Source organism: Bradyrhizobium sp. WSM1743, assembly GCF_000473065.1.
Taxonomy (GTDB): domain Bacteria; phylum Pseudomonadota; class Alphaproteobacteria; order Rhizobiales; family Xanthobacteraceae; genus Bradyrhizobium.
Window position 1 is genome coordinate 79,677 of sequence record NZ_AXAZ01000013.1, and the last position, 18,424, is coordinate 98,100.

Below are 18,424 nucleotides of genomic sequence, written 5' to 3' on the forward strand. Positions count from 1 at the left end.
TACTGGATGCCCCGCTTTCGCGGAGCATGACAGCGGTTGGTGTGGCAAACCGCGTGCGTAATTACGACGAGGCTCTCCCCTACTCCGCCGCGTCGCGCATCTCCGCGCGCTCGGCCCGCACCGCGCAGAACTTGAATTCCGGGATCTTGCCGAACGGATCGAGCGCGGGATTGGTGAGCAGGTTCGCGGCCGCCTCCGCGTAGCAGAACGGCATGAACACCATGTTCTCCGGCACGTCGCGGTCGGAACGGACCCTGACCTCGACGGCGCCGCGACGCGTCTCCAGGCGAATGAAGTCGCCCGGCGCTAGCTTCTTCTTGCGCATGTCCTTCGGCGACATGAAGGCGACCGCCTCCGGCTCGATCTGGTCGAGCACCTGGGCGCGGCGCGTCATCGAGCCGGTGTGCCAGTGCTCAAGCACGCGGCCGGTCGACAGCACCATCGGATATTCGTCATCGGGAATCTCATCCGGCGGGATGACCTTGGCCGGCACGATCTTGCCCCGGCCGCTCGCGGTCGGGAAGCCCGTGGTGAAGATGATCTCGTTGCCGGGCTTATCGGGCGCGTCGGCCGGATAGGTGACCGCGCCTTCGCGCACGAGCCGCTCCCAGCTGATGTTCTTCAGCGACGGCATCAGCTCCGCCATCTCGGTGTAAACGTCGCCGGGGCCGGAGTAATTCCACGGCAGGCCCATGCGCTTGCCGATCTCCTGGATGATCCAGAGATCCTGCCGCGCATCGCCCGGCGGCTTGATCACCTGTCGCGCCAGCTGCACGCGGCGGTCGGTGTTGGTGAAGGAGCCTTCCTTCTCCGCGAAGGCCGAGGCCGGCAGGATGACGTCGGCGTGGAACGCGGTCTCGGTGACGAAGAGATCCTGCACCACGAGATGATCGAGCATGGCGAGCGCCTCGCGGGCATGCTGGAGATCGGGATCGGACATCGCGGGATTCTCGCCCTCGATATACATGCCCTTGATCTCGCCGGCATGGATCGCGTTCATGATCTCGACCACGGTCAGGCCGCGGACCGGATCGAGATCCTGATGCCAGAGCTTTTCGAAGGCGCCGCGCAGATCGTCGCGGCCGACCGGCTGATAGTCCGGCAGGAACATCGGGATCAGGCCGGCATCGGACGCGCCTTGCACGTTGTTCTGGCCGCGCAGCGGATGCAGGCCGGTGCCGGGACGGCCGACCTGGCCGGTGATCAGCGCCAGCGCGATCAGGCAGCGCGCATTGTCGGTGCCGTGGACGTGCTGGCTGATGCCCATGCCCCAGAAGATGATCGACGACTTTGCGCGCGCGTAAGTCCGCGCGACCTCGCGCAGCGTCTGCGCCGGGATGCCGCAGATCGGCTCCATCTTCTCCGGCGTGAACTCCTTGATCTTCTCTTTGAGCTCTTCGAAGCCCTCGGTGTAGCCGGCGATGTACTGGTCGTCGGTGAGGCCCTCGGTGATGATCGTGTTGATCATCGCGTTCAGCATCGCAACGTCGGAGCCGGGCTTGAATTGCAGATGCTTGGTCGCGTGACGCGACAACGTCTGCCGGCGTGGATCCATGACAAAGAGCTTTGCGCCGTTCTTGGCAGCGTTCTTGATGTAGGTCGCAGCGACCGGATGGTTCACCGTCGGGTTGGCGCCGATCACCCAGATCACCTCGGCATCCATCGCCGCCGCGAATGGCGCCGACACCGCGCCCGAGCTCAAGCCTTCGAACAGCGCAGCCACCGACGAGGCGTGGCACAGCCGGGTGCAGTGATCGACATTGTTCGAGCCGAAGCCGGTGCGCACCAGCTTCTGGAACAGATAGGCCTCTTCGTTCGAGCCCTTGGCCGAGCCGAAGCCGGCCAGCGCCTTCACGCCCTTCTCGTCGCGGATCTTGACCAGACCCTTGGCAGCGATATCGAGCGCTTCTTCCCAGCTCGCTTCTCGGAAATGGGTGAAGGGATTGGCCGGGTCGACCTGATCGTTGGCATCCTTCTTCGCATTCGGCAGCCGCACCAGCGGTTTTGTGAGGCGATGTGGGTGATGGATGTAGTCGAAGCCGAAGCGGCCCTTCACACAGAGACGGTTGTGATTGGCGGGGCCGTCACGGCCCTCGGCATAGATCACCTTCTCGTCCTTGACCTCGTAGGTCACCTGGCAGCCGACACCGCAGAACGGACAGAGCGAATCGACCTTCCTGTCGGCGTAGGTGACGCGGGTCTGCTGGTCGTCGAGCATCACGGCCGGCATCAACGCACCGGTCGGACAGGCCTGCACGCATTCGCCGCAGGCGACGCAGGTGGATTCGCCCATGGGATCGTCGAAGTCGAACACGATCTTGGCGCCGGCGTTGCGATAGGCCATGCCGATGACGTCGTTGACCTGCACTTCGCGGCAGGCGCGCACGCACAGGCCGCACTGGATGCAGGCATCGAGATTGACGCGCATCGCCGGATGGCTGGCGTCCGTCGCCCAGCGCTCGGCGGCGGGGAAGCGGCTCTCGGTGACGCCGGTGGTCTCGGCCCAGTGCCAGAACTTCGAATCCGGGTCGTGCGAGGTCTCGCGCGCCGGCTGGTCCGCGACCAGCAGCTCCATCACCATCTTCTGTGCAGAGACCGCACGCGCGGATTCCGTCTTCACCTTCATGCCGACCGACGGCGTACGCTTGCAGGACGCCGCCAGCACGCGCTCACCCTCGATCTCGACCATGCAGGCGCGGCAATTGCCGTCGGGCCGATAATCCGGCGCCGGCGAATAGCACAGATGCGGGATGTCGCGGCCCTGGCGTTTGGCGACCTGCCAGATCGTCTCGCCGGGATTGGCCTCGACCTGCTTGCCGTCGAGCTCGAACGTAATCTTCGTCATTCGGCCGCTTCCTTGAACTCGTCGGGGAAATATTTGATCACGGAGGAAAGCGGATTCGATGCCGCCTGTCCGAGCCCGCAGATCGAGGCATCGCGCATCGCTTGGCTCAATTCTTCCAGCAGGGCACGGTTCCAGACCGGCTTCTGCATCAGCAGCGCCGCCTTCTGGGTTCCGACGCGGCACGGCGTGCACTGGCCGCAACTCTCGTCCTCGAAAAACTTCATCAGGTTCAACGCCGCTGCCCGCACGCTGTCCTTGTGCGACAGGATCACGATCGCAGCCGAGCCGATGAAGCAGCCGTATTTCTCCAGCGTGCCGAAATCGAGCGGGATGTCGTCCATCGATGCCGGCAGGATGCCGCCGGACGCGCCGCCCGGCAGATACGCGTAGAACTGATGACCGTCGGCCATGCCGCCGCAATATTCCTCGATCAGCTCGCGCACGGTGATACCCGCAGGCGCGAGCTTCATGCCGGGATTCTTCACGCGTCCCGAGACCGAGAAGCTGCGCAGGCCGTGACGCTCGTGGCGGCCATGGCCCTTCCACCAGTCGGCGCCCTTCTCGACGATGTCGCGCACCCACCACAGCGTCTCGACGTTGTTGATCAGCGTCGGCAGCCCGAACAGGCCAACCTGGAACGGGTACGGCGGTTTGTGCCTGGGCAGACCGCGCTTGCCTTCGATGCTTTCCAGCAGGGAGGATTCCTCGCCGCAGATGTAAGCGCCGGCGCCGCGCCGCATGTGCAGCGTCGGGCCGCCCGCGGGGAGCTTTGCGATCTCGCGCTCGAGGATTTCGCGCGAGGCCGGATATTCGTCGCGCAGATAGATGTAGACGTCGGAGGCCTGCACCACATGCGCGCCGATCAGCATGCCCTCGATGAAGCGGTGCGGATCGGTTTCGAGGTAATAGCGGTCCTTGAACGTGCCGGGCTCACCCTCGTCGCCATTGATCGCCATCAGCCGCGGGCCGGGTTCGCCCAGCACGGCGCGCCATTTGCGCCCCGTGGGGAAGCCGGCGCCGCCGAGGCCGCGCAGCGAAGCATCGTCGAGCGCCTTCAGAAGATCGTCCTTCGACAGCTCGCCCGAGCGCAGGCGGCCCAGCAGCTTGTAGCCACCGCCGGCGAGATAGGCATCGTAGTCGACATATTTGGGCAGATGCGCGTGAGTGTCGCCGGCCTTTGCCGCCGCCATCACATTGGCGACGGTGGCGTGATCGACGAAGTTGTGACCGACTTCTGCGGCGGGCGCAGTATCACAACGACCGACGCAGGGCGCGCGCACGACGCGGATGCCGGGGCCTGACGCGCTCTGCAGATCCTCAAGCAGCTTCTCGCCGCCGAGCATCGCGCAAGTCAGCGAATCGCAGACGCGGATCGTCAGCGGCGGAATGTTGGGCTCGCCCTCCTTCACCACGTCGAAATGCGCGTAGAAGGTCGCCGTCTCGAACACCTCGGCGAAGGCAAGCTTCATCTCGTCGGCGAGCGCGGCCAGATGCGCAGCGGAGATCTGGTGGTACTTGTCCTGGATCAGGTGCAGATATTCGATCAGGAGATCGCGCCGCCGTGGCCTGTCACCGAGCAACAGCTCGATCTCGTGCGCGGCCGTGGGATCGACCTGCCGCCCCTTGGGGGTCGCCTTGGCGCGTCGGCGTCCCTCGCCGGGATGCTCGAAGGAGCGGACCTGGTGCACGTCGTGGCTCATCGATTCGTCTCAATCTCGTCTTTTAGAACGGCTCCAGTTGTAGCTTCTGGCATGCCAGATGCCAAGAAGATTATCATGCTCGCGGAAGCAGTTAAGCGCGGGCCCAAGGGCAACCCAAAGGGCAGCCTTGGATCGCTGCCCGGACACGGCCTTGCGTTCGTCCAACGCGCCAACTGATAGAACGAAGCCTGAATTGGCCTGGATATCAATAAAGGCTTCCCATGCTGCGATAGCGAAATCGTATCGCGCTTCCGCTCCGAGGCTACGGCGGGAGCGCGCAAGGCGCGCTCCCGCTCGCGACGAATGTGCGATCAGAAGATCTTGACCGCGCTCTCCAGCGTCTTCCAGACACCCCAGAGGAGAGGACCGCCGACGATCGCCCAGAAGAACGCCGCCTTGATGTCAAGCCCGCCAAATCCGATGCCGTAGGAGCCGTGCGGCCCCGCAGCGGCGGCGCTGGCGCTCGCCGCCTGCAACTTGGCGACGTCGGCCTCCTTCATGTGCCACTTCGAATCCACCGGCTTGATCAGGTAATTGCAGATCAGGCCCGCGATCAACATCGCACAGAGGATGTACATGGTGGTGTTATAGAGTTGGTCGCGCGGCACGCCGGCCGCAAGTTGGAACTCGCGGATGTAGTTCACCACGACCGGGCCGATGATGCCGGCTGTCGACCACGCCGTCAGCAAACGGCCGTGGATGGCGCCGACGAACTGCGTTCCGAACATGTCGGCAAGATAGGCCGGCACGGTGGCAAACCCGCCGCCATACATCGACAGGATGATGCCGAATCCGGCCACGAACAGGAGCTTCGAGCCCATCGCCGCAAAGGTCGGCGCCAGCGCGTAGAGCATGATGCCGAGGATGAAGAACGTGTAGTACGTGTTCTTCCGCCCGATCTTGTCCGACAGCGACGCCCAGAAGAAGCGGCCGCCGATGTTGAACAGCGACAGCAATCCGGCGAAGCCGGCGGCGATCGCGGCGATCTGCGCCTTCTGTCCGGCATCGAGCGCGTTGAAGCCGACTTCCGGCAAACCGATCAGCTTGCCCGCGAAGATCTCCTGAAGCATCGGCGAGGCCATGCCGATCACGCCGATACCCGCCGACACGTTGAGGCAGAGCACCCACCAGATCAGCCAGAACTGCGGCGTCTTGTGCGCATCGTTGAGATGGACGTTGTTCTTCGAGATCATCGCGTTGGCCTTGACTGGCGGGGTCCAGCCTTCGGGCTGCCAGCCGGCCGGCGTCACGCGATAGGCGAAGGCACCGATCATCATGAAGACGAAATAGACCACCCCCATCGTGACGAAGGTCTCCCAGACACCGACGGAGGTCGGCGTCTTGAAGTAGTTGATCAAGAGATTGGCCAGAGGCGCTCCGATCATGGCGCCGCCGCCAAATCCCATGATGGCCATGCCGGTGGCCATGCCGCGGCGGTCCGGAAACCATTTGATCAACGTCGACACCGGGGAGATGTAGCCGAGGCCGAGACCGACGCCGCCGATCACGCCGCAGCCAAGCCACATGATCCAGAGCTGGTGGGCGTAGACGCCGAAGGCACCGATCAGGAGACCGCCGCCCCAACAGCAGGCGGCGACGACACCCGCCTTGCGCGGACCGGCGCGCTCGAGCCAGCCGCCCCAGATCGCGGCGGAGACGCCGAGCAGGACAAAGAACAGCGTGTACATCCAGCCGAGGCTCGCGACCTTCCAGTCGCAGCTCGTGGTGAAGAGCTCCTGCCACAGCGACATGTCCGGGCAGGCCTTCGGCGCCGTGACGCCGATTGCGCGCGACAGCGGCAGCCAGAACACCGAGAAGCCATAGGCCATGCCGATGCACAGATGGATGCACAGCGCCGCCGGCGGCACCAGCCAGCGATTGAAACCGGCCGTCGCGATCGTGCGTTCCCGATCGAGCAAGCCGGAAGCACCAACCGGTGCAAGAACGGTATCGGCAGTCGTCATAAGCATTACCTCCCAAGCGCGGCCTTGCCGGCACATCGGTTTGAGACCGGTCGTGCGCGCTTGGCAGCCGCGCATGACAGGTCGGACTTCATGTCGAAGCGGAATCGTCTGATGCGCATCGCCTCATGTGCGCCGAGCAAGCAGCTGATCGCGGGTAATGTCCCGTCGCCCCGCAAGCAGCGTTGCCTTGACGGCTGTCGCGCCCTCATCCCCCTCAACATCCTGCCTTGATATGAGCAACGCGCGTGCCAGAAGTCGCATCGTGATGATTCAATGACTTCCCGCAGCGCAATGTGCTGCCCTGGACAGAATGTCCGGAGAGCCTCGGACAAAATGTCCAATCAGGCCGCTTCCGGCAGCCACACCGTGAATGTACTTCCGGAACCGACGCGGCTTTCGGCCGTGATCTGTCCGCCCTGGCGCTTGATCAGCGTCTGGCTGATGGAGAGGCCGAGTCCCGTGCCTTGCCGCCGTTTCGTGGTGTAAAAGGGGTCGAATATCTTTTCGATCACCTCAGTGCTCATGCCGATGCCGGTATCAGTGACCTCGATGGCGACACCTTGCTGGCCGTCGCGCTCGGCATCGAAGGAGCGGAGCGTCAGGGTTCCACCTTCCGGCATGGCGTGGATCGCGTTGACGATGAGATTGACCAGCACCTGCTGCAGCTCGTTGCGGTTCATCAGCACGAGCCGGTTGGCGCGGTCGTCCCTGACCACGGCGATCTCGGTCTTGTTCAGCAGATGCTGCACCAGCGGCAGACAGTCGGAGATGACGCTTGCCGGCGCATGGCGTTCGACATAACCGGCATATTCCTCCGGCCTTGCAAACTGCAACAGCTTGGTCACGATCTGGCTGATGCGGTGAATCTGCTCGTCCAGCAGGCGAAACTCGACCTTCGCCTTGTCGGCATCGGCGCCGAACACGCTGCGGATGACATCGAGATTGCCCTGCATCACAGCGATCGGATTGTTGATCTCGTGGGCAACGCCGGCGGTGATCTCGCCGATCGCAGCCAGCTTCTCGGACATGATGAGCTGCTTGGTGGTCGCCTCGAGCTTGAGATTGGCGTGCTCGAGGTCGCGGGTGCGCTCGCGCACGCGGACGTTCAGCTCCTCATTCCATTCCCGCAGCTGTCGGTCGCGTTCCTGGATCTGGTCGAGCAGGCTGTCGAGATGAACCGCGACGCGGCCGATCTCGTCACCTGACACCGGCATCTTGGTGCGGGCGGAGAGGTTGCCGCGCTCCACCTCGGTGATCGTCGCCGTGACGCGCTCCAGCGGCATGAAGATGGAGCTCGCCCAGCGCAGGAAGATCGGCACGGTCGCGGCGGTGATTGTAATGAACGCTGCGATGATGATCACCAATGTCTGGTACTTGGCCTCGCTGAACGGCTTCTCCAGAAAGCCGACATAGAGCATGCCGACGCGCTTGCCGTAACTGTCGACCAGCGGCTCGTAAGCGGAGATGTACCAGTCATTGACCACGAAGGCGCTGTCGAGCCAGGTTCGCCCCTCGCCCAGCACGGCCGAGCGCACCGCCGCCGACACCCGCGTGCCGAGCGCGCGCCGGCCCTCGAAGAGACGGACATTGGTCGATATCCGCACGTCGTCCAGGAACAGCGTCGCGGTGCCCTGGCTGCCCTCCGGCAGGCTCGCCGCGCGATAGACGAGATCGTTGATCGTGTCGATGAACTCGAGATTCTGGTTGAGCAGGGTGCCGCCGACCAGTGCAGCGGCGCCGCCGTCAGGTAGCATCGCCCGGCTCGCCGCATGCACGACCATGCCGCGCGTCTCCGTGCTGCGGTCGGTCGGCACCGCGTTCGGGGTCGGCACGAGGTCCAATCGCGCGCGCTCGGCCAGGGCCGGCGAAATCGCGGCGAGCTCGTCATTGCCGAAAATGTCGACGCCCGTCGCAGGGACCTGGCCCGACAGCGCCGACATGATGATCGGCCAGTCACTTCTCGGTCGCTGCTGCAACGGCGGCGACGAGGCCAGGACATCGCCGCGATCGTTGGTCAGATACAGGAAATCGAGACCGATTTCCTTGCGGGTCTCGTCGAGCAGATCCTGCAGGGAGCCGCGCGCATCCGGCCCCAGCACCTCGTGGAAGCGGGCCGACAGGCTGAGCGCCCGGAGCTGGACGCCGGTCTTTTCCAAAATGCGGGCGAGATATTGGTGAGCGATGGTGAGGTCGCCGTTCACCTTGGAGATCAGGGTCGCGTCGAATTTCGCGCTCCAGCGATAGATCGCAACGCCGAGCAGGAGCGGCAGGATGACCAGCATCGGCAGCAGCGCGATCGCGAGCAGCCGGAAGCGGACGGAGCGTCCCCGCACGGGCTCGCCGCTGCGGCCGGCAGCATCAGACATCCCACAACGCGCATTTGCGGTCGATGGTCTTGCGCGAGATGCCGAGGCGCCGCGCCGCCTCCTCGCGATTGCCGTTGACCTCCTTCAGCACGCCGAGAATGTGACGGCGCTCGAGCTCCGCGAGACTGTCGGCAGGCGCCGACTGACCGTCGTTGCGGGGACCGGCGAAATCGTCGGGGAAGGCGCCGAGGATCAGCGTGCGCTCGATCAGATTGCGCAGCTCGCGCACATTGCCCGGCCAGTCATAGCTTGCAAGCGCCGCCCGCACCGAGGCGTCGATCGGCACCGGCGGCATGCCGAGCTGAACCGACAGCTTGCTCATGAAGATGGCGGCAAGCTCCTGCACGTCATCGCCGCGATCCTTCAGGAGCGGCAGGCGAATCTGCATCACGTTGAGCCGGTAGAACAGATCGGCTCGGAAACGGCCCTTCTCAACCTCCTTCTGCAGCTCGGCATTGGTCGCGAAGATGAAGCGCAGATCGACCGGAACTTCACGCTCGGAGCCAACCGGACGGACGCGGCGGTCTTCGAGCACGCGGAGCAGCTTGCTCTGCATCGGCAGCGGCAGCTCCCCGATCTCGTCGAGGAACAGCGTGCCGCCATGCGCATACAGGAACAGGCCCTCGCGCCCGGAATCGGCGCCGGTGAAGGCGCCCTTGATGTGTCCGAACAGCTCGGCCTCGATCATCTCGGGCGGGATCGCTGCGCAATTCACGGGCACGAAGGGTTTGTCGGCGCGGTCGGACAGCGAGTGAATCGAGCGCGCTGCCACTTCCTTGCCGGTGCCGGATTCGCCGGTGAGGAGAACCGAGGTCGGCAGGCGCGCGACGCGCGCGATGGTCTCGCGTACGCGCAGCGTCGCTGCCGATTGTCCGATCAGATTGTCGCGCAGAAAGGTGCGGTCGGACGAGGCGCGCAAAGCATAGCGCAGCACGTAATTCTCGCGCTGGAGGCGGACACGGTCGAGGCATCGTGCCACCGCGTTGAGGATCTGGTTGGAGCGGAACGGCTTGAGCACGAAATCGGCCGCACCGGCGCGCAAGGCCTGGATCGCGGTGTCGAGATCGGCATAGGCGGTGATCAGGATGGCGTCGGCGAAAAAGCCGACGGCGCGCTGCTCGGCGAGCCAATCGACGCCATTCTTGCCCGGCATGATGTTATCGAGAATGACGACGTCGTAGCGGTTGGAATCGAGCTTGCGCGAAGCCTGGTCGGTATCGGCCGCCTCGTCCACCAGCTTGCAGCGTGGCGCAAGCGTGCGCACCAGGAAATTGCGCATGCCCGGCTCGTCGTCGACGATCAGGATGGAGGCCTGCGCCAGCGCGCTGAACTCCGGCCCCGCAGCCGTCTTGCCGGGCTTGACGGCAGGCTCGCGGCCCACCGCGGGGCTTGCGGCTGAGCTTGCCCTCGATGTTGAGAAAGTCATGCCCGATGTCTTAGGTTTGAGAGTCTTAGGTTTGAGATCATCCGCTGCGACAGTCGGCGCCTTTCGCATTGCAGCGAAGCCCCGGCGGTTTCCCCCGCAGGCGCAGCATAGTCAAGCGTTGCGGCGGTGAACATTCGCCTTTCTACGGGGCGTCGCTCTTTTCGACCAGGAACACGATGCGCGCCTCGTTGCGCTCGGTGATCTCGACCTTGTCGCCGGTCTCGCGAATCAGGTTCGGAATGTCAATCACCGACAAGGGATCGGTGCAGTGAACCTCGAGCTGATCGCCCGGCTGCAAAGGCTTGAGCGCCTTGCGCGTCTTCAGGGCGGGCAGCGGGCATTTCAGTCCGGTGAGATCGAGCGTCGTTCTGGCCATGGCCGCAACATGGCGGGACGAAGCGATTGCGTCAACGGAAGGCCTCTACAGCAGGTCGGCGTAGGACAGGAAGCCCACGTCCTGCCCCGGCTCGACATTGGTGATGTCCTCGCCGAGTTCGACGAGGCCGTCGGTCTCGACCAGCGAGGACAGCAGCCCGGCCCCTTCGCGCGGGAACTTGATCGCCTCGAGCCCGCCGTCCTCCGCGCGGCGCAGCGAGGCGCGCACATATTCGCGCCGGCCGGCCTTCTTCTTGTAAGTAAACGCCGCCCGCAGCGGGATGGGCGTCAGCGGCTCCGGCAGGCTCCCCGCCAGCGCCAACGCCGTCGGTCGCACCACATGGACAAATGTCACGAAGCTCGCGACGGGATTGCCGGGCAATCCGATCAGCGGCACGCCATCAATGATGCCCATCGCCACGGGACGGCCGGGCTTGATCGCCATCCGCCATAGCACCAGCGAGCCGACGCTCTCGACCGCCGCCTTGACGTGATCCTCCTCTCCGGTCGAGACGCCGCCGGTGGTGAGGATCAGGTCGTGGTGATCTGCAACCTGCTTCAGGCCGCTTGCGAGCGAGGTGCGCTCGTCGCGCAGAATGCCGAGGTCGCTGACCTCGCAGCCGAGCCGGCGCAGCATCGCCATCAGCATGAAGCGGTTGGAATCGAATAGCTGCGAGGCGGCGCGCGGCTCGCCCGGCGAGGCCAATTCGTCGCCAGTCGAGAACACGGCGACGCGGATGCGCCTGACGACGTCGAGCCGTGTCAGGCCGAAGGCGGCGGCAAGGGCGACATGCTGCGGCCGCAAGCGCTGGCCGCCGCGGAGCGCGACGTGACCTTGCGGAATGTCCTCGCCTGCGGGACGGACATTGGCGCCGGGCTTCAGGCCCGGCGGCAACACGATCTTGCCGGACTCATCGATGCGGACGTCCTCCTGCATGAAGACGGTGTCCGCATCCGGCGGCATCGGCGCGCCGGTGAAGATGCGCGCGGTGTGACCGGGCTTGATTGGCGCTTGCGCAAGACCGCCGGCCTGGATGCGACCATCGAGGGGGAACGCCCGTTCGGCGCTTGTCGGAAGGTCGGCGTTGCGCACGGCGTAACCGTCGACGGCGGAGTTGGTGAACGGCGGCAGCGGCAAAGGTGCGGCCACATCGCGCGCAAGCACGCGCCCGTCGGCATCGACCAGCGCCACAGTCTCGAGATCGGTAATCGCGTTGACGCGCGTCGTGATGAGGCCAACGGCTTCGTCGACCGACATCATCGGTCCGCCGAAGGCAAAGCAATCGTCCGACAGTTGCGCCATGGTGCCTCGTCAGCGTATCGCGGTGCTTCCTGCCACCACTTCCTCGACCGGCATCGCCGCAGCCAGCAGCAACGCGGCCACGGCGGGGATATCATCGAGATGGACGGTCGGCAGCCGGGTTTCAACCGCGGTGTCGCTCGCAATCCCGGCAATCCCGGGATCGTCCGGAAACAGCAGCGGTTTGCCGTTCGCGGCACGATACACCTCGATCTTGCGATGCGGCTCGCGCTTGAAGCCCTCGACCACGACCAGATCGACCGCGGAGAGCTTGCCGAGCAGTTCCGGCAGCCGCGGCTCCGCCGCCCCGCGCAACTCATGCATCAGCGCCCAGCGGTTCGACGAAGCAACCAGCACCTCTGCCGCGCCGGCCTCGCGATGGCGCCAGGAATCCTTGCCGGGCACATCGACGTCAAACTGGTGATGCGCATGCTTGATCACGGAGACACGCAGGCCTTGCGCGTTGAAATGCGGGATCAGCCGCGTCAACAGCGTGGTCTTGCCCGCACCGCTCCAGCCTGCAAGGCCGATGACTTTCATCGTAACTCGATCTCCGCCAGCCGCACGACGCGACCGGAACCGCCTTCTCCATTGTCTTGAGGATGCTTATATCGGCTTGACCCGAATGTCATGCTAACCTCGCCGCCATGATGAAGATCGACAAAGCCCCGGTGCCCCTGATCGTCCCCAATCCGGACGACCCGCGCCTGACCCAGAGCGTCACCGGCACCGACCAGACCGGCGCCAGGGTCGAGATCAAGGTGCCGATGGAGCGGCCGCTGACGCTCTACCTGAATGCCCAGGAGATCGTCACCATGATGACGATCGGCGACTACCCGGAATATCTGGCGCTCGGTTACCTGCTGAACCAGAACATGCTGAAATATAATGATGTGGTCACCGAGGTCGAATACGACGACGACCTCCAGGTGGTCGTCGTGCGTACCGAGCACCACACCAATTTCGAAGCCAAGCTGAAGAAGCGCACCCAGACCTCGGGCTGCGCGCAGGGCACCGCCTTCGGCGACCTCTTGGAGGCGGTCGAGAGCGTCGCGCTGCCGAAAGCGGAGCTGCGCACCTCCTGGCTCTACCAGATGACGCAGACCATCAACACCATGCCCTCGCTGTACCTCGAGGCCGGCGCGATCCACGGCTGCGTGCTGTGCAAGGAGGGCACGCCGCTCTGCTACACCGAAGACGTCGGCCGCCACAACGCCGTCGACAAGATCGCAGGCTGGATGTACCGCCACGGCGTCGATCCCTCCGACAAGATCCTCTACACCACCGGACGTCTCACCTCGGAGATGGTGATCAAGACAGTGCGGATGGGCATTCCAATCCTGGTGTCGCGCTCTGGCTTCACCGCCTGGGGCGTCGATCTCGCCAGGCAGGTCGGGCTGACGCTGGTCGGCCGCACCCGCGGCAAGCGCTTCATTGCACTCTCGGGCGAGGAGCGGATCGTCTACGATCAGAACCTCGCTTATATCGAGGAGGAGTCGGCCAAGCACAAGCGCAAGGGCGAAGGTGGTGACGACTAGGATGGCGGCAACGCGTGTTCCTTCGACTCTTGGCGTGCTGCTCGCCGGCGGGCTCGCACGGCGCATGGGCGGCGGCGACAAGCCGATGCGCACCATCGGCGGGCGCACCATTCTGGAGCGCGTGATCGCGCGCCTTTCGCCCCAGTGCAGCGGGCTGATTCTCAATGCCAACGGCGATCCCGCCCGCTTTGCTGGGTTCGGCCTGCAAGTCGTCGCCGACGACGTGCCCGGCTTTCCCGGCCCGCTCGCCGGCATCCTCGCCGCGCTCGACTGGACCGCGGCGAATCGGCCGGAGATCGAATGGGTGCTCAGCGTCGCCGGCGACTGCCCGTTCCTGCCGCGCGATCTCGTCGCACGGTTGCATGACGCACGCGCGCGTGAGAACGCGCAGCTTGCGGTCGCCGCATCAGGCGAGCAGTCGCATCCGGTGATCGGCCTCTGGCGCGTCGCCTTGCGCGAGGAGCTCCGCCACGCGCTGGTGGTCGAAGACCTCCGCAAGATCGACCGCTGGACCGCGCGCTATCCGCTGGCGACGGTCACGTGGCCGACCGAGCCGCTTGATCCGTTTTTCAACGCGAACACGGTCGAGGACATCGCCGAGGCCGAGCGGCTGGCGGCGCTGGATGACGCGTCCTAAAGGCGGTGCATTGCTCTTGGCCGTGAACCGGGCCGAGCAAGGGAACGACCAATGATTGGTACGTTGCCCCGGATGAGCCATGGCCAACTCTCTTTTGGATGTCATATTCGATGTTGTCGATCTCGCACTCGATGTTTCGGACGCGATCGAAAGCACGAAACAGCTGAGCAAGCCTGATACCGTCGAGGTCCCGCCGGATCCGAAGCCGCTGCCGCCCGCCGCGCAGCGTGCGCCCACCGAAGCCGAGGAGCGCGAGCGCGCCGCTCAGGCCGGCAGCGGCACCGACCAGGCGTGGTAGCCATAGACCCAGCTGGTATCTACGCTGGCCGGAAGCCCGCGCGCTCGAGTGCTTCGCGCGCCGCGTCCGAGCCGAGCGCATCGAGAAAGGCCTGCACTCCCGGCCGGTCTTTGCGCGCCGTTACCAGCGCGAAGTCATAATGCTCCTCCGCCAGCGGAATGAAGCCGAGGCCGACCGCATGGGCGACCGGCGCAATCGTCATGCCCCAGTCGGCGCGATGCTGCGCAACGGCCGCCGCCACCGCATTGTGCGAACGCGGCTGGTTCCAATAGCCTTCAGGCCGTACGCCGCCGAGCAGCCGGTCGATCAGGATGCGCGTGCCGGCGCCCTGGTTGCGGTTGACCATGATGCAGGTGGAGTCCGCGAGCGCGGCAGCGACCGCATCCTTCGCGTTCAGGCCCTCGAAACGTTTGTCGCCCCTGCGGAAGACAATGCCTTGCATCCGCCGCCAGCCGGGGACCAGCTCGAGCCCCTCGACGAGATAGGGCGTGTTGTAGGTCTCGCTCTTGTCGTCGAACAGGTGGATCGGCGCGAGATCGCATTCGCCACGCTTTGCCGCCGCGAGGCCGCCGAGGCTGCCGACCGCAATCGAGCGCACGGTCAGGCCGGCATGCGCGAGTTGTGCGGTAACGAGATCGAGGCCGGTGCAATGGCTGCCGACGATAACGAGATCCGGCACGCGCACATGCGGCGTGAACAGCGTCACTTCGGCTTCCGTCCCGGCCGACATCTGGTCCGCAAGCGCATCGATGCGCAGGAAGCCATCGGCCTGCGCAAACGACGTGATCGCACCAGAGCCCTTGCCGGAGGGATAGGCGATCAGGCCGTCCCTGCCCTCGACCAGCGAGACCATGACGAACTCGGTGCGGCCGAGTTCGGACGCAATGCGCACAGGCACGGTCGCGTCCACCTTGGCGTCGGAGCGCGGCGGCAGGCCGGCCATCCTGCGCAGCACCGGCACGATCATGTCGTGGAAGGTGAACATCGCCGAGGTTGGAAAACCCGGCAGGATCACCACCGGCTTGCCGTCGCACACCGCAAGGCACAGCGGCTTGCCGGGCTTGAGCGCAACGCCATGCGCAATGATGCCGGGCTGACCGAGCCGGCCGATGATGCGATGGGAGAGATCGCCCGCGCCTTTCGACGTGCCGCCCGACAGCACCAGCATGTCGGAGTCCGCCAGCGCGCGCCGCATGGCGGATTCGAGCTCGGCTTCATCGTCAGGAATGGCACCGAGGAAGATGGCCTCGCCACCATTCTCGTCGACCGCCGCTGCGACGATGGCGCCGTTGGTGTCGTAGATCTCGGCAGACCCGAGCGGCCGGCCGGGTTGAACCAGTTCGTCGCCGGTGGAGATCACGGCAACCCGCGGCCTGCGCGCGACACTCACCTCGGCAATGCCGCAAGCCGCCAGCATGCCGATCTCGCGCGACCCCATGATGGTGCCGGCGCGCAGCAGCGCCTCGCCGCGCGCGATGTCGGATCCGGCATACGAGACGAATTGCCCCGGTGAGACGGCGCGACGGACATCGATCGCATCCAGGCCGGCCGGCTGGGTGTGCTCGACCATGACCACGGCATCGGCGCCGCGTGGCAGCGGACCGCCGGTAGCAATCGGCGTCGCGGTCCCGGCAACCACCTGCAGCGTCGGCGCGGTGCCGCAATGAATGGTCTCGCCATTCAGCGCAAGGCGCACGGGCGCGCCCTCGCCGGCGGTCGCAAGGTCGGCCGAGCGCACGGCAAAGCCGTCGACATTGGAGCGGTCGAACGGCGGCACGTCGATCGGTGCGGTGATGTCTTCAGCGAGCGCCGCGCCGAGCGCAGCAGCGAGCTTGCGCAATTCGCCCCGAAGCACGCGCGGGAACAAGGCCGCCTCGAAGCGCGCCAGGGCCTCCTCGCGCGAGAGGATCTTGAGGAACTGCTCCTGTTCGAGCGCGCCGGGGGCTGGTGGTTTCGGGATCATCGTCATACCGGGACCCATATCACTCCCGCATTAGATGGGCATCGACTGGCGTAGCTGCCGCAAATCCCTCGTCACCGGCGGGAACGAGCAGCCATGCGTCCGCACGGGCGATTGCCTGAAGCGGCCATTCACCCACGGCAAGCGGCGTCCAGGCACGATGTTCCTGGGCCAGCAAAGCGATCTCAGTGATGCCGACACTGGATGCGATTTTTCGCGCGAGCGGCCGGGATACTTTTAGGCGCGGCCGGCGCGCGGACAAACGGTCGACGAGCGGCAGCACGAGCGCGAGCCACACCGCAAGCGCAGAAGCGGGCGAGCCGGGCAAGACGACGACGGGAACTCGTCCCAGCCGTCCGACCGCGGCGGTGCGCCCGGGCTGGAGGGCAAGGCCGTGCGCCATCACCTCGCCGCGTTGGGCCAGCGCCGCGATGGCTGCATCGCGATGGCCGACGCCGCTGCCGCCGACCGTCAGCAAGATATCGCAGGAGAACACATCGAGCGCATCGGCAATCGACGCTTCATCGCGTGCGCCGGCCTCATGCGTCTTAACATCCAGTCCCGCCGCGCGCGCGATCCCGGCGATCAGCTGCGCCGTTGCCGTTCCATCCGGCACGTTCACGATGTGCAGCCGGGGCCGCCGCACGCCGATTGTCTCCAGGCCCGCAATGCGCGCGAGCATCAGATCCGCCGCACCGACGGGATGGCCCTCGGCGCCGGCAGGCGTGCGTTCCACGATGTCGCTGCCGGCGCGCCGGACGCCCTGTCCGGGCACGGCCTCCGCCAGCACCTGGGCAAGCGGCCCCGACACCTCTACCGCGTCGGCATCGAGCACACAGTCACATCCTGCCGGCATCGCGTCACCGGCCTCGACCCACGACGGCACTTCTGTCAAAGGCAGCGGCGAGTAAGCGGACGCGCCGACGAGATCATTGGCGGATAGCGCCCAGCCGTCTGCAGCCGCAATGTCGCGCGAAGGATAGGCGGCAAGCAGCGGAGTGCCCGCCGCGATGCAGCCGATCGCGTCCGCCAGCGGCACCTCCGCCGGCGCGACGGGATCGACGCCTCGCAGCAAAGCCGCGAGCGCGGTGTCGAGCGGCGTGAGCGAGGACGGCAGGCGCTGGGTCATGCGCCATGATGGACCATGCATCGTCCGGTTTGGCAACCGCCGGCGATGCCGGCCTCAGCCGCCCGACCTGTCCGAGTTGGGGAAGAACAGCTGCTGCCCGTCGACCTTGTAGCTGGCGATCGCCGCCTGTCCCTCCGGCGACGTCAGCCAGTCGATGAAGGTCTGCGCGAGGTCCTTCTTCACGTTCGGGAACTTCGCAGGGTTCACCAGCATCACGCCATACTGGTTGAGCAGCCGCCGGTCGCCTTCGACGACGATGTCGAGATCGCCGCGATCCCTGAAGGCAATCCAGCTGCCGCGATCCGACAGCACATAGGCGTTTGCCGTACGCGCGGCCTCGAGCGCCGCGTCCATGCCCTGCTTGGCCTCGCGATACCAGGCGCCCTTGGCGCTCGCGATGTCGATACCGGCGACGATCCAAAGCGCGAGCTCCGCGGCGTGGGTGCCCGACCGATCGCCACGCGTCACGAACGGCGCGCCCTTGGCTTCGATCGCCTTCAGCGCCGTCGCGATGTCCTTGCCCTTCACGCCCGCGGGATCGCTCTTCGGCCCGATCAGCACATAGTCGTTGTACATGACGTCGTAGCGCTTCACGCCAAAGCCGTCGGAAACGAATTTCTCCTCCTGAGGCCGCGCGTGCATCAGCACGACGTCGACCTCGCCCCGTCGCGCCCCGTCGAGCACCTCGTCGGCGCGCCGCGCGATCACGGTTACATCGATGCCGGTCTTGTCGCGGAAGAGCGGCAGCAGATAGTCGAGCAGGCCGGACTCCTGCGTCGCCGTCGTCGTAGCGAGGACCATGCCGCGGTCCTCCGCGAATGACGCCGCAACGCCCGCGGTAAGGCCGCAGAGAAGCGCAAATGCAATGGACAGGCGGCCCATGATC

The 18,424-nt window shown here is 65.7% G+C and carries 14 protein-coding genes; 3 read left to right on the plus strand and 11 right to left on the minus strand.

What is annotated here, in order from left to right; translation table 11 throughout:
• Positions 1 to 79 precede the first annotated feature (79 nt).
• The 8 genes from fdhF to mobB all read right to left on the minus strand — a co-directional run bounded on the left by fdhF (position 80) and on the right by mobB (position 12,516).
• The gene (gene fdhF, locus YU9_RS0111025; protein WP_027572876.1) at positions 80 to 2,845 is read right to left on the minus strand and encodes a formate dehydrogenase subunit alpha; all 2,766 of its coding nucleotides are present in this window, start codon (positions 2,843 to 2,845) and stop codon (positions 80 to 82) included.
• A complete protein-coding gene (locus tag YU9_RS0111030) occupies positions 2,842 to 4,545 on the minus strand; it encodes an NADH-ubiquinone oxidoreductase-F iron-sulfur binding region domain-containing protein (protein WP_027572877.1) in 1,704 nt (567 codons plus the stop codon). Before YU9_RS0111030 ends, fdhF begins: the two co-directional genes overlap by 4 nt.
• Positions 4,546 to 4,856: 311 nt before the next feature.
• Positions 4,857 to 6,509, minus strand: coding sequence for an OFA family MFS transporter (locus YU9_RS0111035; RefSeq protein WP_027572878.1), 1,653 nt, complete (start codon positions 6,507 to 6,509; stop codon positions 4,857 to 4,859).
• Positions 6,510 to 6,850: 341 nt separating this feature from the next.
• On the minus strand, positions 6,851 to 8,875 hold the full coding sequence (locus YU9_RS0111040; RefSeq protein ID WP_027572879.1) for a cache domain-containing protein: 2,025 nt from the start codon (positions 8,873 to 8,875) through the stop codon (positions 6,851 to 6,853).
• A complete protein-coding gene (locus YU9_RS0111045) occupies positions 8,868 to 10,301 on the minus strand; it encodes a sigma-54 dependent transcriptional regulator (protein ID WP_027572880.1) in 1,434 nt (477 codons plus the stop codon). The genes YU9_RS0111040 and YU9_RS0111045 overlap by 8 nt, the downstream gene beginning before the upstream one ends.
• 142 nt (positions 10,302 to 10,443) lie before the next feature.
• Positions 10,444 to 10,677, minus strand: coding sequence for a sulfurtransferase TusA family protein (locus YU9_RS0111050; protein ID WP_018317014.1), 234 nt, complete (start codon positions 10,675 to 10,677; stop codon positions 10,444 to 10,446).
• A 45-nt stretch (positions 10,678 to 10,722) separates the two neighbouring features.
• Positions 10,723 to 11,979, minus strand: coding sequence for a gephyrin-like molybdotransferase Glp (glp, locus tag YU9_RS0111055; protein ID WP_027572881.1), 1,257 nt, complete (start codon positions 11,977 to 11,979; stop codon positions 10,723 to 10,725).
• 9 nt (positions 11,980 to 11,988) lie between these two features.
• A complete protein-coding gene (gene mobB / locus YU9_RS0111060; RefSeq protein WP_027572882.1) occupies positions 11,989 to 12,516 on the minus strand; it encodes a molybdopterin-guanine dinucleotide biosynthesis protein B in 528 nt (175 codons plus the stop codon).
• A 107-nt stretch (positions 12,517 to 12,623) separates the two neighbouring features.
• Between mobB and fdhD the strand changes: the two genes are divergently transcribed.
• From fdhD to YU9_RS0111075, 3 genes are all read left to right on the plus strand, one after another.
• The gene (fdhD, locus tag YU9_RS0111065; protein WP_027572883.1) at positions 12,624 to 13,514 is read left to right on the plus strand and encodes a formate dehydrogenase accessory sulfurtransferase FdhD; all 891 of its coding nucleotides are present in this window, start codon (positions 12,624 to 12,626) and stop codon (positions 13,512 to 13,514) included.
• A 1-nt stretch (position 13,515) separates the two neighbouring features.
• Positions 13,516 to 14,151 (plus strand): molybdenum cofactor guanylyltransferase MobA, encoded by a 636-nt coding sequence (gene mobA / locus YU9_RS0111070; protein WP_027572884.1) that lies wholly within the window; start codon positions 13,516 to 13,518, stop codon positions 14,149 to 14,151.
• A 79-nt stretch (positions 14,152 to 14,230) separates the two neighbouring features.
• Positions 14,231 to 14,449, plus strand: a complete 219-nt coding sequence (locus YU9_RS0111075) for a hypothetical protein (protein ID WP_027572885.1) — start codon at positions 14,231 to 14,233, stop codon at positions 14,447 to 14,449.
• 19 nt (positions 14,450 to 14,468) lie between these two features.
• Here YU9_RS0111075 and YU9_RS0111080 read toward each other — a convergent pair whose 3' ends face one another.
• From YU9_RS0111080 to YU9_RS0111090, 3 genes are read right to left on the minus strand one after another with little or no spacing between them, the layout of a single operon-like run.
• The gene (locus YU9_RS0111080) at positions 14,469 to 16,418 is read right to left on the minus strand and encodes a molybdopterin biosynthesis protein (RefSeq protein ID WP_027572886.1); all 1,950 of its coding nucleotides are present in this window, start codon (positions 16,416 to 16,418) and stop codon (positions 14,469 to 14,471) included.
• A gap of 13 nt (positions 16,419 to 16,431) precedes the next feature.
• The gene (locus tag YU9_RS0111085; RefSeq protein ID WP_027572887.1) at positions 16,432 to 17,538 is read right to left on the minus strand and encodes a molybdopterin-binding protein; all 1,107 of its coding nucleotides are present in this window, start codon (positions 17,536 to 17,538) and stop codon (positions 16,432 to 16,434) included.
• A gap of 54 nt (positions 17,539 to 17,592) precedes the next feature.
• Positions 17,593 to 18,420: a substrate-binding domain-containing protein gene (locus tag YU9_RS0111090; protein WP_027572888.1), complete on the minus strand. Its 828-nt coding sequence runs from the start codon at positions 18,418 to 18,420 to the stop codon at positions 17,593 to 17,595.
• Between the last annotated feature and the right edge of the window lie 4 nt (positions 18,421 to 18,424).